The 23,293-nt window shown below is 54.9% G+C and carries 11 protein-coding genes; 5 read left to right on the top strand and 6 right to left on the bottom strand.

The features are described from left to right. Positions 1 to 305: 305 nt before the first annotated feature. From CLV58_RS06255 to CLV58_RS06235, 5 genes are all read left to right on the top strand, one after another. A complete protein-coding gene (locus tag CLV58_RS06255; RefSeq protein WP_106136925.1) occupies positions 306 to 10,235 on the top strand; it encodes an SdrD B-like domain-containing protein in 9,930 nt (3,309 codons plus the stop codon). Between the two features lie 96 nt (positions 10,236 to 10,331). Then, complete coding sequence (locus tag CLV58_RS06250) at positions 10,332 to 11,306, top strand: PorP/SprF family type IX secretion system membrane protein (protein WP_106136924.1); 975 nt, start codon at positions 10,332 to 10,334, stop codon at positions 11,304 to 11,306. A 90-nt stretch (positions 11,307 to 11,396) separates the two neighbouring features. Continuing rightward, positions 11,397 to 13,721, top strand: coding sequence for an OmpA family protein (locus CLV58_RS06245; RefSeq protein ID WP_106136923.1), 2,325 nt, complete (start codon positions 11,397 to 11,399; stop codon positions 13,719 to 13,721). Positions 13,722 to 13,825: 104 nt separating this feature from the next. Continuing rightward, complete coding sequence (locus CLV58_RS06240) at positions 13,826 to 14,725, top strand: PorP/SprF family type IX secretion system membrane protein (protein ID WP_106136922.1); 900 nt, start codon at positions 13,826 to 13,828, stop codon at positions 14,723 to 14,725. A gap of 110 nt (positions 14,726 to 14,835) precedes the next feature. Beyond that, positions 14,836 to 15,948, top strand: a complete 1,113-nt coding sequence (locus tag CLV58_RS06235) for an AAA family ATPase (protein WP_106136921.1) — start codon at positions 14,836 to 14,838, stop codon at positions 15,946 to 15,948. Between the two features lie 8 nt (positions 15,949 to 15,956). Here the strand turns inward: CLV58_RS06235 and CLV58_RS06230 are convergent, their stop codons facing one another. The 6 genes from CLV58_RS06230 to CLV58_RS06205 form a co-directional block, all read right to left on the bottom strand. Continuing rightward, positions 15,957 to 16,343 (bottom strand): hypothetical protein, encoded by a 387-nt coding sequence (locus CLV58_RS06230; protein ID WP_106136920.1) that lies wholly within the window; start codon positions 16,341 to 16,343, stop codon positions 15,957 to 15,959. A 183-nt stretch (positions 16,344 to 16,526) separates the two neighbouring features. Next, the gene (locus CLV58_RS06225) at positions 16,527 to 20,411 is read right to left on the bottom strand and encodes a M12 family metallo-peptidase (protein WP_106136919.1); all 3,885 of its coding nucleotides are present in this window, start codon (positions 20,409 to 20,411) and stop codon (positions 16,527 to 16,529) included. Positions 20,412 to 20,984: 573 nt separating this feature from the next. Further along, entirely contained in the window at positions 20,985 to 21,470 is a 486-nt protein-coding gene (locus CLV58_RS06220) for an FKBP-type peptidyl-prolyl cis-trans isomerase (protein WP_106136918.1), read from the bottom strand. A gap of 49 nt (positions 21,471 to 21,519) precedes the next feature. After that, on the bottom strand, positions 21,520 to 22,002 hold the full coding sequence (locus CLV58_RS06215; protein ID WP_106136917.1) for a thioredoxin family protein: 483 nt from the start codon (positions 22,000 to 22,002) through the stop codon (positions 21,520 to 21,522). 34 nt (positions 22,003 to 22,036) lie between these two features. Further along, positions 22,037 to 22,528 carry a low affinity iron permease family protein gene (locus tag CLV58_RS06210; RefSeq protein WP_106136916.1) on the bottom strand — a complete coding sequence of 164 codons (492 nt, stop codon included), beginning with the start codon at positions 22,526 to 22,528 and terminating at the stop codon, positions 22,037 to 22,039. A gap of 172 nt (positions 22,529 to 22,700) precedes the next feature. Next, complete coding sequence (locus CLV58_RS06205) at positions 22,701 to 23,177, bottom strand: RidA family protein (RefSeq protein ID WP_106136915.1); 477 nt, start codon at positions 23,175 to 23,177, stop codon at positions 22,701 to 22,703. Between the last annotated feature and the right edge of the window lie 116 nt (positions 23,178 to 23,293).

The following is a 23,293-nucleotide window of genomic DNA, read 5'->3' as shown; positions in this document are numbered from 1 at the left end:
ATACAAGTTACTAGATACGCGGAAAGCTGGCATAGTTTTCGATTATTATGCCCCTTGTTATTCATAAACGGGTCAACCGTACCAGACCGTAAGCAAGCCTATATCCGTCTTACGAACCGTTAATACTGACCTACAGAAAGTCGGGTGGGCCAAACGCTCATATCGTTATCTGTAAATTATTTATCTGATTCTTTGGCATAGTTTTCGATTATTACAGGGGTGGGTAAAAAGCCGTTTTGCCAGCACGTGACAATTTACGAACCTGCTGGTCTGAATTAGCACCAGACAGGTTACCCAGGTTTTCAATGAGAGTAAACTGTACGCTACGCCCTATAGCCTGCTGGAATACCATTGCCCGGCAGGCAGACAAAACGCATATCCATACAAAACGAACTCCCTGCATTGTCAGGCCATTTGTTGTTGACGGTGCTCCGCCCAGGGGCCCATCGGCGAATAAACGGTCGCTCAATGTCAAGACGATACCCACCACTCGCTTTCCAGAATCGATGAATGAACCAGGTTTACTGAACAGACTATACGCGCCAACCACTCCCCGACCGACCGATGCGGCTCATGGTCGGTTGATCGGCGATACACGTATGATGGCGATGGGCCGGGCATTGGTGGCCTGGCTTCTGCGTTGGTTTACAACGCTTCTTCCCACACGACGGCTGGTAATCGGTTCGATTCAGGCAGGGATACTGGTGCTGGGGCTACTGGGTCTGAGTGTGGCGGGCTACGCGCAGGCAACGGTTGACCTTAGTGTTCACACGCAGCTCGACAAGTCGAAACCGGCCCTGGGCGACGTGGTAACCTACACGGTCGTGGTCAGTAACGCGCCCAGTCTGTCGACGGCAACGGGGGTCGTGGTGAAAAATCAACTGCCTGATGGTGGAGTTGCCTACCTGCCTTCGTCAGCGATCGTAACACGTGGCAGCGGTAGCTACGATCCGGCGACCGGAAACTGGACCGTAGGCACCCTGGCTTCCGGCGACTCCGCCGTGCTGACGCTGAAAGCGACAGTATTACAGCGGGGAGTCTGGTTCAACATTGCGCAGGTGATGGCCGTTGATCAGGCTGATCTGGATTCGACGCCGAATAACAGTCAACTCTACGAGGACGACTATGAGGGGGTCTGTTTCTCCGTTCCGATCGAACTCTATCGGGGCGATGAATTCACCGTTGTTGTACCCTCGGGCTATCATAAGATCGTCTGGTACCGTAATAACGTAGACGTACTGACCGTTCCGGCCGACTCCGCCGTTGTTAACAGCGATTCGTCTCTGACAATCAAAAGTCCGGGAACGTATCGCTTTGTTACGTTCAACAACGGATGCCCCTCATCCAACTGCTGTGATATCGAAGTAATCCAGGGGCCATATGGTAGTCTGGGTAACTTTGTATTCGTCGATAATAACAAAGACGGCATCTTCAACGCGGGCGATACGGGTCTTGATGGCGTCAAGGTCTACCTCTACGATCAGACCGGAACGACCAAACTCGACTCGACTGTATCGGCCAATGGGGGTAAGTACCTGTTCAATAGTCTGCGTAGTGGTACCTACAAAGTCCGGTTCAGCGCACCCGGTGGGATGCAATACACGCAGCAGGCACCAACCGGTACGGCAATGGGTAGCGTGGCCGGGGCCGATGGATTCACTGGTTTATATACGATTGATACCGAAAAGGGTGCAGGTGATCCGGGGCGCGACAACATGACCGTCAATGCCGGGTTTATTCCCAAGGTCGTACCAACGGCTACGCTCGGCGGTATCGCGTTCGTTGATGCAAACGGAAACGGTATTCGTGAGTCAGAAGACGGCGGTATGCCGGGTATTGTCGTTACGCTATTTCAGAGTACTACGGCTGGTGTAACGCAGATTGCGACTACTACTACCACGGCTAGCGGTGCGTATAGCTTTACGGGTATCGCAGCCGGGTCAGGCTACTACGTCAAGTTTGATACGACCGGTTTGGGAGCACGCGGGTACGTCGTAACCAAACCCGGTGCCACGACGAATACTGCACTCGACAGCGATGCTGGTCCGAATGGGGAAACGGCTCCGTTCAGCCTGACGGCAGGTCAAGTGAATACGACAATCAGTGCTGGGTTCGTACCGAAACCGGCGACCATCAGCAGCCTTGTTTTCATCGACGGAAACAGCAACGGACAGCGAGACGCTGGCGAAGGTATACTGCCCGGCGTGACCGTAAAACTCTACCAGAATGGTCAGTCATCACCGGTACAAAGTCTGACAACCGATGTAAACGGTGCCGTTCAGTTTGCGGGACTGCAACCCGGTATTGGGTACTACATGGTCTTCGATACAACGGGACTGCGGGCGAAGGGGTACGGGCTGACGCTCTATCAACAGGGTAATTCAGCTACTGACAGTGATGCCGATCCTGTAACGGGCCGTACGACCAGCTTCACGTTGACACCGGGTCAGGTGCTGACTTCGATCAACGCCGGCGTCAAGCCGCTTTGCCCGGCCAACCTCGGTCTGACGCTGGCCAGCGTAGTGCCCGTCTGTCCCGGTGGAACGGCAAGTCTGGTTGCGTCGACATCAATATCGGGTGCGACTGTCAACTGGTACACGTCAACCACCAGTAGCCAGCCGTTCGCGACGGTTAGCAGTGGCACATCGGTAACAGTAGCACCGGCGCAGACAACGATCTATTATGTGTCGGCCCGCACGGCCGATGGTTGCGTTAGCCCGCTACAGTCAGCGACGGTTAACGTAACGACAGTGACAGCACCTGTGCTGGCTAACAATACGGTTCGGAATACGTGTCCCGCCACAACCGTCAACCTGACGACGGCAACGATCTCGAACAGCGATGCCAGCCTGAACTACGAATGGTATACCAGCGCGACGCGTGCAGCCGGTACACTGGTTGGCAACCTGACGACTGCCAATGCCGGTACGTACTACGTGTTTGCCAAATCAGCGTCGGGTTGCTACAGCAGTCCGGCCACGCTGACGGCGGTCGTCGTTGATTGTGGTTGCCAGACGCTGGCCGGTGTCAATGCCGGTCCGGCGCAGACAAGCTGCGGAGCAAATCCTGTTACGCTTGTCGCCAGTCTGTCAGGTTCCGCAACCAGCGTAACCTGGTCATCGAACGGCACGGGTACGTTCAGCAACCCGACTAGTCTGACCACTACGTTCACCCCATCGGCTGTTGATGTCAATAATGCGTCAGTCGTGATTAGCGCTACGACCAATGATCCTGACGGGGCGGGTGTGTGTGTGGCCGGTACGTCGTCGCTGGTGCTGACAATCAACAAGTGCAAAACCGATCTGGTGGTGGCCAAGCAAATCACGACGCCCGGTTCCTACTCGCTGGGCCAGACCGTGTCTTACGCGATTACGGTCAGTAACGCGGGCAAATCCACGGCCAGCAGCGTAACGGTACTGGACAAACTGCCCGCCAGCCTGTCGTTTGTTAGTGCTAATCCTGCCAGCGACTACAACGCCGGATCGGGTGTCTGGACAGTAGGCTCGCTTACCGCTGGTGCGCAACGCAGCCTGACCATTCAGGCGACGATCGTTGGTACGGGTTCGGTTCGGAACACCGCCGTGGTGCAAAGTCCGGACAACGACCTGGCATTGGGTGGTAACGATACCTCGCGCGTTGATATTCAGGTGAACGGCTGTACGGCTCAGGCACCAACCATCGCCAGCAGCATCAGTGACATTTGCAAAGGAAGTCCGGCGACGCTGACGGCAACAGGCTGCACGACTGGAACGATCCGCTGGTCGGACGGGCAAACCGGTCCTGTGGTGTCTGTTATACCAACGGTCAACACAACCTACACGGCAATCTGTGTACAAAGTGCTGCTTGCGCCAGTGGGGCGTCCAACGCGGTAAGTATAACCGTACGCGATCTACAGGCTCCAACACTCACCCCTAGTGCAACCAGTGTTTGCCCAGGTGGTCAGGTTACGCTGACGGCTTCGGGCTGTACGGGTGGCACGTACCAGTGGTCGACCGGATCAGAAACGGGCGCGTCGATCGTTGTTAGTCCGTCAAGCCGCACGACATACACCGTACAGTGTCGGATAGGTGCCTGCGTAAGCGCAGCTACTTCGACCGTAATCGACGTGACCGAGACACCGGCCAAACCGACGATCGTTGCGAGCACATCGGTCGTTTGCCCCGGCGAGCAGGTAACCCTGACGGTCAACGGATGCACCGGTACGCCGATGTGGAGCAACACGACGGCGACGACGGGCCAGATTACCGTATCGCCCACGACCGGCAACAATACCTACACAGTCTACTGTAAGAACGGAGCCTGCGTAAGCCCGGTATCGGATGCGCTGACCATCCGTGTAACGACACCTGCTGTACCGACGCTGGTAGCCAGTACGGATTCGACCTGCTCGGGTGGGAAGGTAACCCTGACGGCTAATGGTTGCGAGGGTACAGTACTATGGAGCAATGGGCAAACCGGTGCCAGCATCACCGTAACGCCAACATCGACAATCAGCTATACGGCGCAGTGTAAGTTCCGGGATTGCCTGAGCGCTACTTCGGTTGCCAAGCAGATCACGGTGGTGTCGCCAACCACGCCAATCGTGAAAGCAGACAAACTGCTGCTGTGTAGCGGTGAGCGTCTGACACTGACGGCAGAAGGATGTAACGGCACGGTACGCTGGACAGGTACCGATGCGATAGGCGCGAGTATCAATATCATGCCTACCGAAACACGGGAATACTATGCGACTTGCCAGATTGGTACCTGTCAAAGCACAGCTTCCAACAGGCTGCGGGTAACGGTTACCACAACGGGTACGCCACCAACCATCGCGGCTTCGACCACGGCTACCTGTAGCGGTGGCTCGGTAACGCTGACAGCGACTGGTTGTACGGGTACCGTTGTCTGGTCGGATGGACAAACCGGCGCAACAGTGTCAGTTAGCGCAACGGCCGCCAGCACACAGTACTACGCCGTTTGTCGCGTCGGAACCAACTGCGCCAGCGGCCGGTCGAACACGATAACCATCACGACAACGTCGACAGCAGCACCGACAATCGCGGCCAACACGTCTACAATCTGTCCGGGTAACTCCGTAACGCTGACGGCTAGTGGCTGCGCAGGTACACCAGTCTGGAGTACGGGCGACAATACAGCCAGCATCGTTGTATCACCGACGGTAAACACGAATTACACTGTATACTGCCAGAACGGAAGCTGCCGTAGCGCCAACTCGACCGAGTTCCTGGTAACTGTTAGCCAGCCAACACCACCGACCATTTCGGCATCGTCAACAACGGTAGTGGCGGGTGGTACGGTAACGTTGACCGCGACTGGCTGCTCGGGCGACATCGTCTGGTCAGCAGCGGGTATCGACGGGTCCAATACCGGTGCATCGATCGTCGTCAAGCCAGAGGGTACACAGACGTACTATGCACAGTGTAAAATTGGCAACTGCGTGAGCGCGGCTTCGGCGGGCATTACGGTTAACCAGAGTAGCTGTACGGCCCGTGCCGGTACATTACTGGCGAAAGCTGCAACAGTCTGCGCCGATGCGAATGGGGCGGTAGTCGCTGCTGTGGTTAACGGGGGGCTGGTGCATACCGACGACTACTCGGTGCTGTACCTGTTGACGACTGGGGCGAACAAGACCATCGCTCAGCTCAGCCCGGCGGCCGCCTTTACTGTCGCGGCTCAATCGGCAGGCTATACCATCAATACGCTGGTGTACGATGGTCGACCCTCGTCAAAAAATTACCTCGATATCAATCTGATCAAAACGGGGCTGACAACGATTGCGGACGTTAGCAAACTGATTGCTGACCGAAGCGTGTGTGCCGACGTTGATCTGACGGGGGCCAGCATAGCGGTTACGTATACGCCGGCACCGGTACTGAGCGCGTCGACGTCACTGACGACCTGCGCCGGATCGCCTATAACGCTGACGGCACAAGGCTGCGACGGTGGCACGGTTACATGGTCGGATAATACGGTAGGTGCATCGATTACCCGGACGCCTGCCAGCAGCTTCTCGCTGACGGCAACCTGTACACTCAATGGTTGTACCAGCAGCCCATCACAACCGATCAACGTTGTGGTCGGTAGTCCGCAGGGTATTCCGTCTATCGTTGGTACGAAAACGACGATCTGTCTGGGTGAAACTGTATCGCTGACAGCAACCGGCTGTACCGGTGGCACGCTGGTGTGGTCGGATGGACAGACGACGGGCAGCGTCCTCACAGCTGCACCGACGACGAGCACATCATACCGCGTGAAGTGCGTAGTTGGTAGCTGCGAAAGCGGCTGGTCAGCCTTTACGCCAATTACGGTGGGCGCGACTGTAGCACCGACGGTACTGGCTAACGGTGCGTCAAACCCGACCGTGTGTGCTGGGGCTACCGTTGTATTGACCGCGCAGGGGTGCCCAGACGGGTCAACGATTGTTTGGTCGAATCAACTGACAGGTACCAGTATTACCGTGACGCCAACGAGTAGTACGACGTATTCGGCTATCTGCCGAACGTCGGCTAGCTGTCAGAGTCCAGCATCGGCTGTTCAGACGGTGACTGTGTTGGCGAAACCAACGCAGCCACAGGTCGCCGACAAGAGCAACAACTGTCCGGCTACTGTCGTCGACCTGCGCACGGCTGTAATCAGTGCTGTATCGACAAACGGTGGTTCGTTTGAGTTCTACACCAGCCCGACACTGAGCAGTACGGCACTCGTCGCCAACAGCGCGGCTGTCGGTACGGGAACGTATTATGTTGTGGAGAAAGCTGCTGGCGGCTGCTACAGCGATCCCGCCATAATTCGCGTGCAGATCACAACCTGCGGGTCGACAACGACCTGCGATCCGGCTACCCTGCTTACGATCAATGCCGGCCCAGATGCCGTTGTCTGTGGTGCCAAGTCGTATCGCTTACAAGGCAGCGTCGTTGGCACCGCCGGTAAACTGTACTGGACGTCAACGGGGAATGGTACCTTCGATAATCCATTCTCGGCAAACGCGATCTACACGGCCAGCGTAGAGGATATCCTGGTTGGAAAAGTGACCCTGACGCTCTCCGCAAGTGCGGTTAGCGCTACGTGCCCCGTGGTGACCGATAACATGATCCTGACGATTGAAGGACCGAAGACAACGCCAACCATTGTGGCGAGTGGACCGTTGGCCTTCTGCTCGGGTGATTCGATAACGCTGACGGCACCTGATGGAGCATCGGGTTATCTGTGGAGCAACCGGGCTGTTTCGAAAAGTATCGTTGTGAAGACCACGGGTCAGTACACGGTACAGACGTTCGACGCCAACGGTTGTAGCTCGCCGGTTTCTGCCGCGACGCAGGTTAGCGTGTCGGCTCCGCTTGCGACGCCGATTGTCAACGACATCCGCAACAACTGCCCGGCTCTGATTGCTAATCTGAACACCGCGCTGAGCACGACCGCACCAGCGGGTAGCAGCTACGAGTATCGCACGGGAGCTGCTGTTACGTCGGCCCGAGTGCTGCGCCCTGACTCGGTAGGCGCTGGAACGTACTATGTCTTCCTGCGAAATAGTACGGGTTGCGTCAGCAGCGGTGCGCCAGTCGTTGTGAACATTGTTCGTTGCCAGGGTGATACCCTGCCTGTTGAACTGGCACTTGTGAAAACGGCTGACAAAACCGTCGCGAAAGTGGGCGATGCGATCTCGTACACCCTGCGTGTGACAAACAACAGTCAGCGGACAGCGCACAACATCAGTGTACGTGACATACTACCGACAACGGTGCAGGTTCAGTCGACAACAGCAACCAGTTACTCGGTTAGCAATGGTGTCGTAACGGCCCGTATCGATAGCCTGATCGGTGGTGCATCCCGCAGCATTGTGATTCCTGTGTCGGTCATTGGCAAAGGCGCCATCGTCAACCGGGCTGATATTACCTACGTAGACGAGCGCGACAGTAACCTGAGCAACAATACGTCGAGCGTTACGGTCCGCGACACGGTAATATCGACACCGGGTAGTGGTACGAGCGTGCTGGGTCTGGCCAAGGCCGTTGTGGGTACGCCAACGCTGGTCGGAGACACGACCCTGAACGTGCGCTACCGATTCGTCGCTACGAACTTCGGTGGTGACACCCTGCGGAACGTACAGATTACGGATGATCTGGCCTTCGCTTTCGCATCGGCACGAGTCAAAGCGGTGAAATTCGAAACGATCGACCCCAACTTCACGCTGGTCTATCAACCGTCGTACACGGGTGGGGGTAACACGTCGTCGCTCTTCGACTCAACGAGTAGTTACATTGCGCCGGGTCGATCGCAGACGTTTATACTCGACGTGACGGTGATACGCCGAAAAGGTGATACGACGATGACCTATCGTAACATCGCCAGCGGTATCGCCCGTGGTATGCGTACGCTGGAACTGTCAACGGACGGTAGCAACCCTGATCCTGACGGCGATCGCAATCCGCTGAACAATACCAGCTTCACCGTATTCCGTATCGATACAACGCGTCAGCAACAGCCTGCCTTGGGTGTCGCCCTCGCGGTAATCAACGTAGTCGACAAGCAGGACGGTAGCTACAACGTAACGTACCGGGCAACGCTGAAAAACTTCGGAAATAGGACGCTCTATGGTGTTACGCTGACGGATACTTTAGCGAAAGCCTTCCCATCGCCGACGGTAGCGTCGATCGTGGGGTCGCCAACCGTACGAACCGGTAGTAATCTGGTGCCAAACGGTGTGTACAACGGTACAACGAATCTGAACCTGCTCTATGGCACCAGTACGCTGGCCGCTGGTGAACAGGACACGATTACGTACGTCATCAACGTCCGGCCGAATGGGATCAACGGTATATTCTATACCAGCATTACGGGCTCAGGTGCTACCGCAGACTCCGTGCGTGTGTACGACATCTCGAACAATGGCTTTGATCCGAACCCGCTGGGTACGACACCAACGCCCGTACGCTTCGACCTGACCGGCGGTGTGCTCGGGGTTGCCAAAGCCGTTGGTACACCCGTGGAGGTGCAGTCGGGTATCTACGACGTACCGTACACGATCAAGCTCGTCAACCGGGGTGGTGTAGCACTGAACAAAGTGCAGGTGGTCGACAACCTGTCGCAGACATTTGGTAACGGTGTATTGATTGTCAGCAACCAGGTGTCGCTCACGGCGGATGCCGGTTTAACGGTCAACCCGGCTTATACCGGTCAGGGCCGCAACACCAGCCTGCTGATCGATTCGCTCAGCACACTGCCAGTCGGTACCAGCCGCAGCGTTAGCTTCGTGGTGCGTGTTGATGTTCGTAGTACGGATTCGACACGCTTCTACAACCGGGCAATCGGTAGTGGTCTGGCGAATAACGTAGCGGTTACCGATACGTCGGCTGCGGGTACGAATGACGATCCGAACAACAACCTCGATCCGCGTGACGACAGTCAACCGACGCCGGTCGTAATCGGACCTTACGTCGGTAGCCCACACATTGGACTGGCGAAGGCGGTTACCGATACCGCACGGCAGGCAGATGGTAGCTACAACGTAACGTACTCGATTGTTGTCCGGAACTTCGGCAACGAAGTATTGCGTCGGGTCTCGGTTGTCGATACACTGTCGAACGTATTCAACACGCAGACAGGGGCCGTTTACCGCATCGTACGTGGACCGTTCACAACCTCGACGGGTAGCGCGCTGAAACTGAACTCCGACTTCGATGGTAACGCGTCGCCGTACCTCGTCCTGGGTGATAGCACGAGTACGCTGGCAGTCGGTAAGGTCGACACGATCCGATTCGTGATAAACGTAACGGTGACCACGGCAACGACAGCGACGTTCCCGAACTCGGCCTACGGTACTGCTGTGGCACAGAGCGGTGTTGTGTCTGACCGGTCGACGAATGGGTTGGTGCCTGATGTAAATGGCAACAACAATCCGGGCGATAGCAACGAAAGTCAGCCAACACCGATCACGTTGTCGCCGACCAACTCGTCGTTCTTCATACCGGAAGGGTTCTCGCCAAACGGTGACGGTGTCAACGATCGGTTTGTTATCCGTGGTGCTACTGGCCTAACGATCAGTCTGGAAGTGTACAACCGCTGGGGCCATGTGGTTTACAAAAACGATAACTACCAGAACGACTGGGATGGAACGGCGAACACGGGTATCCTGCTCGACGGTGACAAAGGGTTGCCAGACGGAACGTACTACTACATCGTGCGGACCAGCGACGGTCGCCGGTTTGTGCGATACATGACGATTTACCGCTAGACACGCTGTTTGTCGTTCGTGGTTTGTGGTTCGTAGCTTGGCTGCGGATAACGACCACGAACGGCAAACCATAAACTATAAACGATACGAATGCATATGTCTACGAAAAAATGGCTGGCAGGACTAGTGGTGATGCTGGGCATCGGTAGCCACTCGGTGCAGGCTCAACAGGATAAGATGTTCTCCCAGTATATGTTCAATATGCTGGCCCTGAACCCGGCTTATGCCGGTAGCCGTGACGTACTGAGCATGTCGGCCCTGTACCGGACGCAATGGACTGGTGTCGAAGGGGCTCCGCAGACGGCTACGTTCACGATGGACATGCCTATCAATCGCGAGCGTGTTGGACTGGGGTTGCAACTGTTCGGGGACCGGTTGGGGGTTACGGAAGAGGCTGGTGGCTTTCTGTCGTACGCGTTCCGAATTAAAGTTGGTCAAAAATCGACGCTGGCGCTGGGTTTACAGGGGGGAGCGTCGAGTTTTCGCGCTAACCTGACGCAGGTGCGCTTGTCGCCGGATGGTACAGGGGCCAGTGATCCGGCCTTCGCCAATGACATTTCGAAAATACTGCCCAACTTCGGTACGGGGCTGTATTTCAGCAATGACCGGGGCTATATCGGCCTGTCGGTACCCCGGCTGATCAAGAACCGGCTGAGCGATTATTCAGCACCTGCGGCTGGCCTTCGGCCGCAACAGCGTCGGCAGGCGTATCTGACGGCCGGCTTCGTCATTGGAGTTAGTCCACAAATCAAAATCAAACCATCGACACTGGTTAAATACGCTGAGGGCGCACCGCTGGGTTTTGATGGAAATATCAACATCTGGTTTGCCGACCGGATCGCCATCGGTGCATCGGTTCGCCGAAATCAGTTTGCCGAATGGACAAACTATACCACGGATGCCATTGTCGGTATGCTGGAGGTACAGGTGACGGATCAACTGCGTTTCGGCTATGCCTATGATCGGACGATGAACCGACTGGGTGATATCGCGCCGAACTCGCACGAAATCATGCTCCGCTACGAGTTTGGCTTCGGCAAAAACCGGATTCTGACGCCCCGCTACTTCTAAAAAAACGGCGCAGTATTTGCTTATTCTGAAAGTACGCTAGCTCAATTCATGAGCCACGCGTACTTTTTTTTGACCCACCAATTGAAATCTATGGATCGTCTCCTATTGCTAGTCGTACTGCTCTGGGGCCGGATGGCGCTTGGACAGGTGCAGTCTATTCTTAGTCAGGCCGACCGGCAGTTCGACCGACTCTCGTTTTCCAAAGCGGCTGAACTCTACGAGGAAGCGCTCGGTAAAACCAACAGTCTGACCGAAGCCCAACGGCGTTCCGCGCTGGTTCAACTAGCTTATAGCTACCGGCAACTGAATGACATGAAGAATGCCGAGCGAGCGTACAGCAATCTGCTGGTCAATGGTGAGCTACCGGCTGACCTGTCGCAGCATTATCTGTACTTCGCGCAGGCATTGGCCAGTAACGGTAAATACGAAGCGGCTCAAAAGGCGTACAGTCGCTACGAAGCAACACAGGGTAAACCGTCGGGCGACTCCGTACTGTCGGAACTGCACAAGGCGGCTGACAGCCGGAATGAAAGCGCCTATACGCTCGAATTTCTCAAGCTTAACACACGTCAGCCAGAATTTAGTCCCGTTCCGTATGGCGACGGTCTCGTCTACGTGACTACCGCTAAAAAGGGCGGTTTTCTGGGTGGGAAACGATTACTGGATTTATACTATCAACCCGACATAAAGACGGGACAATCGACTGGGTCGCGCGGAACCGGCTCATTTCTTCGACGCCCGCTAGGTCGGGACGCGTACACAGCCGCGACGGCCAACGATTCCCGTACGGTGGGCTTCTATGGTGGTAACAATATCGCAGCTGGCCTGGGCTATGGCGATGTACCCGTCAGCGAAACGGAACGGTTTGGTAAATCGCTTAATACCCGTTACCACGAAGGGCCGGCCACGTTCACCAGCGATGGTAGCCGGATTATCTTCACGCGTAACAACTACAATGAAGGGCATGCCCGGCGCAGCACGGATGGCGTCAATAAACTCAAGCTGTACACGGCAACGCAGGTCAACGGTACCTGGAGTGAGGCTACTGAACTGCCGTTCAACAGCGATGAGTTTTCGACGGGTCACCCGGCGCTTTCCGCCGATAACAAGCGATTGTATTTTGCGTCCGACCGACCGGGAGGGTTTGGTGGCAGTGATATATACGTGTCATTCTGGAAAGACAAAAACTGGTCTGAGCCGGTCAACCTGGGAGCCGACGTCAATTCGAAAGGGAATGAACTATTCCCGTTTATCGATGAGCGTGGCACACTCTATCTGGCATCGGATGGGCATGAGGGGTTGGGTAAGCTCGACATTTTTGCCGCACAACTGTCGCCCGACGGAATGAAAGGATACAAGATCAGTAACCTGGGCGAACCGATCAATTCTTCCGGCGATGATTTTGGCATTACGACCGACGGGCAGCGGAACAGTGGTTATTTCAGCAGTAATCGTAAAAATGGTGGGGCCGACGACGATATCTACCGGTTTACGCGGCAGGGGCCGGTGTATCCGTGCCGCGAACTAACGCTGATTGTCTTTGATGCGCAGTCGCGTATGCCATTGCCGGACGTGACCGTACGGGTGACGGGGCCGGATACGCTGAACGGAAAACTGCTGAAAACGGATGAAAAAGGACTGCTACGTTTCTGCCTCGACAACAATAGTGATGTGCAGTTTCTTACCAACCACGCGGGCTATCTGGAAAATCACATAGGCTTCTCAAGCAAAAATTTGGTCGATAACCAGCCGGTACGACTCGATATTCCGCTGATGAAACCGGTCGTTGCTACGACAACGGAACTGGCGATCAATGGTCGTGTACTGACTCAGAAAGGCCGCGAACCCGTTGTTGGCGCTACGGTGATTCTTATCAACGAATGCGATAAATCGCGGCAGGAGGCTGTTTCGGCGGATAACGGACTGTACAGTTTCGTGGCTATGCCCGGCTGCGCCTACCGGCTTGAAGCCAAAAAGGAAGGGATGGGTACCGCCGGTAGTTTCATAACGAAAGATGGGAAGGGCGACACGGATCTGTTGATGTTTCAGAAAGGCGACGTAGTTCGAATCGATAATATCTATTACGATCGTAACAAAGCCAACATTCGTCCGGATGCGGCTCGCGAACTCGATAAAATGGTCGAGCTGATGAATCGTTACCCAAGTATGCGTATCGAATTACGGTCGCATACGGATAGCCGGGCTTCAGCTTCATACAATATGACACTGTCGGACAAACGGGCAAAAGCTGTCGTTCGGTATCTGCGGTTGAAGGGTATCGATGCAAAGCGCATGGTCGCCAAAGGATTCGGTGAAAGCGATCCGGTCAACAAGTGTGTCGATGGCGTTACCTGTACCGAGGAAGAATACCAGGAGAACCGTCGTACCGAATTCAAGATTCTCGAACTGAACTAACGATCTGCCGTTAATCGTGTACCTTCGTTCGGCCGGTAGGCGGTGTAGCAACCGGGCATTCACTGATCGTGCTACTACGTTGCCGGTTAGACTTACTAGATACTATGCGAAACAGGTGGTTGGTTGTGGTTGGTATCGTGTGTGGCCTGGCGGGGTCGGTACAGGCGCAGCGGGAAATGCTGTATTCGCAGTATCTGGTCAACAACCTCAGCATCAATCCAGCCTATGCGGGGAGTCGGGAGAGTTTTCACCTGTCGGCATTCCTTCGCCGAAAATGGTTTAACGCCCGGAATGTACCCGTGTCGCAGGCAGTGTCGATGGACGGGGCTGTGAACAACGGACGAGTCGGGCTGGGCTTTCAGGCCTTCAACGATCGGATGGGCCTGTTTGCCGCAACGGGTGTACTGGGGAGTGTAGCCTATCGGTTCAACTTACCCGCGCTCTCGCACCTGTCAATCGGCTTGTCGGGTGGGGTCAACGTACTGCCGATCTATGACCAGACGAGTGCGGCCAACATCAACCGGGCGGTGGGGAGTCTTGGTGTAGGCGTTTATTACCGGGCCGATCGGTTCTTCGCGGGAGTTTCCGCGCCCGAACTGGTCTCGCGCGAACCCAGCATTGCCGGACTGACGCTTTATCCGGCCGTTCGCCCGCTGATGGTGCAGGCCGGCTACCAGTTTCCGATCAGCGAAACAGCCGTACTGATTCCTTCCGTACTTATCTCTAAAATCGCCGATCGTCCGTTGGGTGTCGACCTGAACGCGCGTCTGTGGTTTGCCGAACAACTGGGACTGGGGGTGTCGTACCGGCAAAATAGCCCCGGCCTGATTCAGACGAACTACGTGCAGTTACTGGCCGAATACCAGATCAGTTCGGCCGTTCGGCTGGGCTATCAGTTTTACTCCCGTACGCCCGAGAGTCCGAACGCAATGCAGTACAACGAAAGCAGTGTCCACGAGATTATGCTGCGCTTTTCGCCCAACGCGCTTCGTTTTTCCTACTGACGCCTGGGAGATGAATAGCGATGTATGTTGATCGACCAACAACTTTGCTCCGTGACCGTCGACTGTAAAGTATCCGGTAGTACCTTCGGGAAACTGAACCCGTTCTCCTAATGCCGTACGACGACAGCGCGCACGCCGATCCGCTTCGTTACCTGCGGGCTACCCATTCTATGCCGAATTTGCCTGCTATTCAAGGTTTGTACATTCCCAGTGATCTGGATCGGGAGTTTCCCCTGGCTCCGCATTTTGTTCAAACGTTCGGATCGTATCCCAACTACCTGCATTTTCACGAAGACTTCAAGCCATCGGCGCGCGAGTTGTTCGACAGTCGTGGTTTCCAACAGATCAACCAATCGACGCGGGCAACGGAAGAGGGATGGTATTCGGTCGAGCGCGTTTACCAGCATGAAGACGGGGTGCTGCTCAAAGCTGAATTTGTCGGTGAACGCTTTTTCCGGCTGTACGGCCTGTACCGTGATGAGGCATCGGTGAAAACACTACTTGAGGAACTGCACACCCACAAGTACACCCATGAAGACAATCAGACGCACATATATCTGATTCAGAGCGGACTGGGCGGGTTGCATACCGAGCGGGTCGAAATAAAACCGCCGGAAATCGATCTGGCCCTGCATTACAACGACGATTTTCTGCCCGTTCACGAACGGTTGGTCGGGTTGCTGGGTCAGCCCAAAAGCAAAGGCCTGATTCTCCTGCATGGTGAACCGGGTACTGGCAAAACTACCTATATCAAGCATCTGAGTTCGCTGGTCAGGAAGGATATGCTGATTCTGCCGCCGTACATGACCAACTACCTGACGTCGCCCGAAATCATTCCGTTTCTGCTTGAGAACAAAGATTCAGTGCTGATTATCGAGGATGCTGAACGGATTCTGCAGTCGCGGGAAGCGGGCGGAGATACCAACAGTGTTTCGAACATTCTGAACCTGACCGATGGGCTGCTGGCAGACTGTATGCACATTCAGGTGATTGCTACATTCAACGCCAGCAAACACCTGCTCGACAAGGCGCTCATGCGCAAAGGCCGGCTGATGGTCGATTACGCCTTCGGTAAGCTGACGGCTGGTAAAGCGAATACGTTGCTCGCCCAGCTCGGTCTGGATCACCGCACTACCGAGCCCATGACCCTGGCTGACATTTTCAACCTCGACGAACAAACCGTTTCCGGGGAGCGGGAGGAACACAAAAAAGTAGGGTTTTAAAAGAACGGTCAACAACCAACTTTCATAAAGGGGGCTCCGTAGCTCCTTTCCATGGCGATTTTCTTTCCCAGATATAAGTCACGGACAGCATCAGAAGCGACACGGCCAACGAATTCCCACCGGTTTGTCAGGTGAGACTCTGAAAAAGACCGGGTTTCATACTGTTGTGTACCTGCCTCGACCCACTTATCAATTTCGTAGACTTCCTTAACAATACCCTTGCAGGTTGGAAAAGCATATAGTAGAGAAGCATCATCTTTCGGTACGTTTTTCCAAACGCCACGGGTTGCCTCGTAAAGTGCTTCCGCAGACATACCCTCTTTATATGATTTCGTCAATAAAAACGCCAGGCCTTTATGCTCAGGTTGTACTTGGGTCAGTGGTTTATCAGACATAATGGTAAGGACGTATAGTAATATTATCTGTCTAAGTGAGGTGGTTAATCTCGTACGCTTATAAGTACCGACATCTATACAGCTACTTATAGAATGTACAGTTTGACAATTTCAGTAGTTCCGTCACAACGCAAAAGCACCCCTCAATCGAAGGGTGCTTTTGCGTTGGTATCGACACGTGTTCTAGTCGGCTTTTATGACCCGAACCGTCTGGGACTGCGTGGCGGTAGCCGCCCGGAGTAGCAACGTACCTGTCGACTGACGGCTTAGGTCGAAGGTATGCTGTTCCTGCGAATCGGCCTGTTCAACCTGATGAGCATCGATCTGCTTACCCTGCGCATCGATTAGCGACAGATTCAGCGCCTGGCCGGTAGCCCCCGATACCTGAACGCTCAATCGACCGTTGCGGGCGGGGTTGCCAAGCAGTTGAACCTGTAAAGTTGCTGGTGACTCGCTGGTACCGATCCGGGAAGGCGACTGGCAGTTCGCCAGCCAGTTGTAGACAAAGCGGGTTTCGGTGCCGTTTTGCGTGGCTTTGAGCGTAATGACCGGATTGTCGGTGTACAGCATAAGTGAGTAAGGACCGGCGTCGGTCGTCGGTAGCGTCTCGTTGACAACCTGGAAGGTTATTGGCTGCTCCGACCCGCCCGTGTACTGGGGAAGAAGGGTAACCTCCCGCTTGGAGGCCGACAGCGCCTGGCAATCCTTCATGGTCACCCCGGTAATCGCAAGTGCTGTCGGCTGCACGACTGGTGTCGTGCTAGTGCAGTTAGCCAGCCAGTTGTAGACAAAGCGGGCTTCGGTGCCGTTTTGCGTGGCTTTGAGCGTGACGACCGGATTGTCGGTGTACAGCATAAGCGAGTAAGGACCGGCGTCGGTCGTCGGTAGCGTCTCGTTGACAACCTGGAAGGTTATTGGCTGCTCTGATCCGCCCGTATACTGGGGAAGAAGGGTAACCTCCCGCTTAGAGGCCGATAGGGTCTGGCAATCCTTCATAGTCACCCCGGTAATCGCAAGTGCTGTCGGCTGCACGACTGGTGTCGTGTTAGTGCAGTTAGCCAGCCAGTTATAACTAAAACTACTGGTTGCCGTACCCTGTGCCGCCTGTAGCACAATCGTTGGATTATCGGTGAACATCGTGAGCGTGTAAGGACCGACAGCTGTGGTAGCTGGCATCTCATTGACAACCGAAAAGCTAATGGGCTGACTGTTCGACCCACTGTATTGGGGTGTAAACTGAAGCTGCCGTTGCGTTGTGGTTACGGTTAGACAGCTGACCGTTGTTACACCCGTGATAGCCAGCGACGATGGCTGCTGCGTGGGCGGAGGGGTGGTCGTTGTACAATTGGCCAGCCAGTTATACGCAAAGCTGGCTTCGTTTTCGGTGCCCTGCTGCGTCGCTTTAAGCGTAATTACCGGGTTATCCGTGTATAGTCTCAGTACGTAGGGCCCTGATGCCGTAGTCGATGCGAGTTCGTTGACCACGCCAAACCGAACAGGCTTGCCTGTCAGACCCTCGTAACGGGGGCCAAAGGTCAGCTGGCGTTCGGTGGCCGACAACGTTGTACAGCTTGGTTTCGTTACACCGACGATGGAGAATACCGAGTTACTGTTGTTTTCTTTGATCACGATCGTGGCGACTTCTTCGGTCGGATCGAGGTCGTAATCGTCGCCGTCGGTTAGCGTGAATACGGCCGTTTCGTCACCCTCGCCGTCTTCGTTGTTGTCGATAGGGTCAAGTTCTTCCGTTATGACCGACTGCCCATCGGTGAAGGTGACAGACGTAGGCAGCGTAGCAAAGTCTTCGCCTGGCGTGGCTGTACCACCGATCTTGTAGTTGACCACCAGCGTACCGACCGAGTTACTGCGTTCAAACCGGAGCATACCCGGATCGACCGCGCCTGCCCGGGCACCCGGAGCCGCCTTCCGGCCACCACTTTTATTGCTCTCCGATGCGATTGGGTCAGGTGCCGTGATTTTAACAATCGGTGGCGCTGGTGCCGTAATGGTAAAGTTGGCGTTCGAAATGTCGAAGAAAACACCGGTACTGCTGACAATCTTGATACGGGCCTTGTCGGTTAGTACCGATGGAAGGGTTACCGGCTCGGTTCCGTCGTTGGGCGTGCCGGTCAGCAGCGTCGTCGGGAACGTCTGTCCACCGTCGGTGGAGAGCAGAATGTCGACTGTTGCGCAGTTGACAGGTGCCATGTCCGTGTTGTTGACGCTCCAGGTAATGGTTTGCGATGACCCGCCGGGGTAGGAGCCCGACAGGTTGGTTGTTTCCAGGAATGGTCCTGAATTACCGTCGACAGTCACCGTTACCAGCTGATACGTCACCCCACCGGCATTGTCGCGAACGGTCATGCGCAGGTTTGTCGCAACGCCCACCGAGGGGAGTTTGTCTCCTTTAGCGTAATTCGTACCGTCCAGAATGGCCGACAGCCGGGGAAATAGCCGGGTGCCCGTGTTGGTGGGGGCATAGCTTCGGAAGAAAGGAGGCTTTGCGGTGTTGGCAAGCGTCGTGCCATCGGGTGTTTCCTGACCAACGTCGGTGCCTTCCCAGGAGTAGCTGAGCACATCGGCTGTGTTGGCATCGGTTGCTTCACCGGTTAGCGCAAAAGGCGTCGATTTGGGGATCGTTACATTGGTTGGGAATTTCGTGATCGTCGGAACCTGGTTATCGAGCGCCGTCGAGGTGAAGCAGCTCAGCGTGCTGATGTATTTGGCTGCCTGTTCGTAACTGACCGTGTGGAAGTTCAGAATGGGCAGGTAACCTACCGGCTTGCTGGCATCTAAAAAATTGCTCTCATAGTCATCGTCACCAACAGTACCTTTACTCTGATCCTTGTTTTCGCAGGTATAACCGTAACTCATGATGGTCGTACCTGCACCGGGCTCAACAGATGTTTTGGCTTCACGAGTCGTACAAACGGGCACAGTGCTGTTGAACGTATGGGACATGCCAAATTGGTGGCCAATTTCGTGACTGAGTGTCTGATCGTCGAAAACGGCCGGAAAAATGGAAATATCGCCCATAACGGTAGAGCCAGAGGCCTTGCTACCAGTCTGACAGGCAGACGGCGACGCGGCAATACCACCTGCCGAAGCTCCGTTCGATGTCGTTGCCCCAACGACGTGCCCGACATCGTAATTCGCATCCTTGATGATACTGTCGATGACCACCTGATTTCTGCTTGACAGCTGCGACGTACTGCTGTTATTATAACCCAGATCCGCAGTTTCGGTGAATATGGTATTGGTTCCGCTCACCAGTGTAAACGCAACACTCAACTCCCGGCGGTACACAGCGTTCATTCGGTTGACATAACCAACGATTGCGTTAAAGGCTGCGTTGACATCGCCGTTTCCCTTAGCCTTGGTAAACTCTTTCGTCGCGGCCAGGGCCAGGCGGAAGGTGCGCAGCGTCGTGCCGGTATTGTTTTCGACAGCCCGTACCCGAGCGCCATTATCACCTGACTTTACATCAACGGCGGGTGTTGTTGTACCGCATTTACCCGTACCAACGGAGCCAAATGGCTGCGCGGTTGCCTCCTTCTTTGCATCGCGGGCGAAATACGTCGCGTAGAGTTGGTCGGCTGGGTTGGCCGACGTTTTGGTGTAATACACCGCGTCGTTGGAGACACCCAGAATGATGGCGTCGAAGCCGCTGCTCGTAAAGCTGAGCCGAATGGTGTAGGCCGGGTGCGCTGTGCCTTTACCCGTATACGTTTTTATGTCCGGGTGTTTGGCCGCCACGGCTGGCGCAAGGACGGGCGATTCATACAGGGCAAATGTTTCCGTCGTACCGTCAGGTAGCGGGATGGCCATTGGCAATGGTGTGCCAGCCCGCTGAAATTCAAGCGGGGCTTTGCGCAGGTAGCTGCGAAGCTCGGCTGTTTTGAGCCGGTAGGGCGTAAACGAACGTAGCCCCGGCAGAACCGGGATGGCAACGCGTGCCTGCGCCGACGACAGCGGTTCAAAAAAAGTGGTTTGCGCCCTACTGAGGGTCGCACTGATACTCAACAACGCCGACAGTAGTGCTGCCCTTCCCGTAAAATTGATTTGCATAGACTTTACTTGGTTTTGCTAACTAAAAAATGAGAAACGTCAGGGGGGCGTTGAGTAGAAATGACAAGTTGTTGACTAGCTGTAAGAAGACACCTGTAGAGTGCTGGGGTAACGCAGTCAGGAATAGATACGGCCGGGAGAGAACCGTCTGGTGAAGTTGCCGCAGACAACCAGGCGAGAATGCAACGTAGCTGTCTACAGGGTAATTAGATTGGGAAAATACGCTTGGTGCCGGTATAAGTTACTGACTGAGCGTTGGGAAAGTAGATGAATTATTTGCTGAAAAAGTCATGTTTTGAAATGAATTAGTACTACTATAGCAAAGATAGGGACGAACTATAGACGTGCGAAGGAGTATTTATTGATCGGTGTTTTACTGGTGCGTGTATGGTACTTATACTTAATTCGGTATCGGCTGAAGCTGTATGTTACAGTAGTGTCAGATCGGACGGGAAACAACGTTTTTTGATAGAGCAGAGAAGATATGAAACGGCTCGATGCGTGTCGGCTACAGGACTATGACCTGGTAGCCGACACGCATCGAGCCGGTAGATTGCCTGAAGAGGAATTGGACTAGTTGATCTTGACCAGATCAATATCAAAGACGAGAATGGAGTTGGCGGGAATACCAGGTACTTCGCGCGCCCCATAGGCCAGACTAGGTGGCAGATAAAGCGTGATTTTACCGCCGGGCGCGATGAGGGGAATTCCTTCCTGCCAGCCTACGACCAGTTCCCCCAACCCGAAGCTGATCCCGTTACTGCTGTCGAACTGCTGTCCGTTGGTGAGTTTACCCACGTATTTGACCGTAACATTCGAGCAAACGGTAGGCTTCTGACCAGTGCCGGGCGACTGAATGGTGTAATAGAAGCCGCGCGGATCGGCGGTTGCCTGTATGTTGTTCGTGGTAATGTACTGCTTCAGCGTAGTCACTTCTGCGTCGGGCGCTTTCGTCGTAACGGATGATCCGTCACAGGGAACGTCATTCGATTGGCAGCCTGTCAGCAGGCTGATGAATAAAAGACCCAAAAGGCCAATCTTGGAAATAGGATGAATCATGGGACTAAAATAGCACTTTCGACTTGCATGATGCCTATCGGCAAGGTGATTAGCGTAAGGTGCGCAGGGTATCGTCAGGTAGCGGAGCAGGGCGTTTGCGGAGTGCCCGGCGCATAGGCGACATGCGCAGTACCAGGTCTGCCTGCTGCACCATGCCGTTGATGCCGCCGTAGCCAACGCCCCGGTGGACTACCTGCCCGTCGGGTGTTAGAAATAAAGCCGTGGGGTAGCTCGCAATGCCGTACTGACGGGCCAGCGTTGCCCCTTCACCAGTCTCCGCGTCGAGCTGATAGTTGATAAATCGATCGTTGTAAGCCGCCCCGACCAGCGAGTTGGGCAGGGCTTCGCGGGCCATTCGCTGGCAGGGTGGGCACCAGTGCGCGTAGACATCCAGAAAGATGGGTTTATGCTGCCGCCTGGCTTCGGCCAGCACCTGTTGCCACGATCCCGAAAAAAAATGGATACCCCCCGGCTGTTGAGCCCACGCATTTGCTCCTGTCAGGAGACAAAAAAGCAACAAGAAACGATTCATCGTGTAAAAATAGGCAGGATCTGCTCGGGCGGGCTTAGCCTGTGGTGCGGGCCATTTTTTTATCCTGCCTGCGCCGGTGTTTTTCCTCCAGCTTCTCGACGTGAATCTCTTCGGCTTCTTCGGCTGAGTGAGACTCCGATAAGTTGTTTTCCTGCTTGGCCTTATCGGCCAGTCGGCCGAAAAACTCGTGTAGTTCCCGAAGTTCTTTTTCGCTGAGGTCTTCCACGTTCAGCAGCCGATTGCTGGCTTTTCGATTAACGGCGATCAACTCGTTCAGCTTGATCTGCATAGCCATCGAGTCTTTGTTCTGTGACTTCTGGATTAGAAAGACCATCAGAAAGGTCACGATGGTTGTCCCCGTGTTGATAACCAGTTGCCAGGTATCGGAGTAGTGAAAAATCGGCCCGGTTACGATCCAGATGAGGACGGTGGCCAGAGCCAGCAAAAAAGCGGTCGATGAACCGGTCGCTCGGGTGACACGCTGCGAAAACAAGTCGAAGAAGTGAGAAAAGCCGGTTCTATTCATTGTCTGTAAAATGGATCGTATCGATGAATAAACGAACGGGATTGGCAACCATAATTAATTCCGGGTTATAGTGCGAATTCCGGTTTACAGTTTTTGGTATTCGGTTTACGGTAAAGGCCAGCGTCGGCCACTGCGCGATGGGCGTTGCCGATAAGGACTATATGTCGCATACTTACTTCTTCAATGGCGCGTAAGCGATACAGTCGACTTCCAGCGCTGCACCCATCGCCAGGCCATCGGCACCGAATGCGCTGCGGGCGGGGAACTTGCCACCCGGAAAATAGCTCCGATAGATTGTGTTAAAGGTAGGCCATTTAGCCATATCGTCGATCATCACTGTGCATTTCACAATGTCGGCCGTCGTCAGGTTTTGTTCGTGCAGGGCGGCTACGATATTGTCCATCGTTTGGCGGGCCTGCGCATCGAAATCACCGGCCAGTTTGCCGTCGGGTGTCGCGCCGATCTGTCCGGAAATATAAACGAAGTCGCCAGCCCGAACGGCGCGCGAGAACGGATAATCGGGGGGAGCGGGGGTGGCCTGTGGAAAGTCGGCCATGCCAGCGGTGATATCAGCGGTGGTTGTCGACTTGCTGGCCAGTAACGTAATCGTGGTTGCTAGCAGTAGCAGTGGTAAAAGCTGGGTTTTCATGTAACTGTTTTCGGGGAGATATGATACTATAATACTGTCAATTGATAGTCTATCGCCCAAGCTGCAACGAGTTGGGGGTACTGCGGTGAGCGGAAACTTTTATTTGTCGAAATTGC

The organism is Spirosoma oryzae (assembly GCF_003002825.1).
GTDB lineage: Bacteria > Bacteroidota > Bacteroidia > Cytophagales > Spirosomataceae > Spirosoma > Spirosoma oryzae.
Note: the sequence above shows the minus strand (reverse complement) of the source record. Positions and strands in the feature narration are given on the sequence as shown.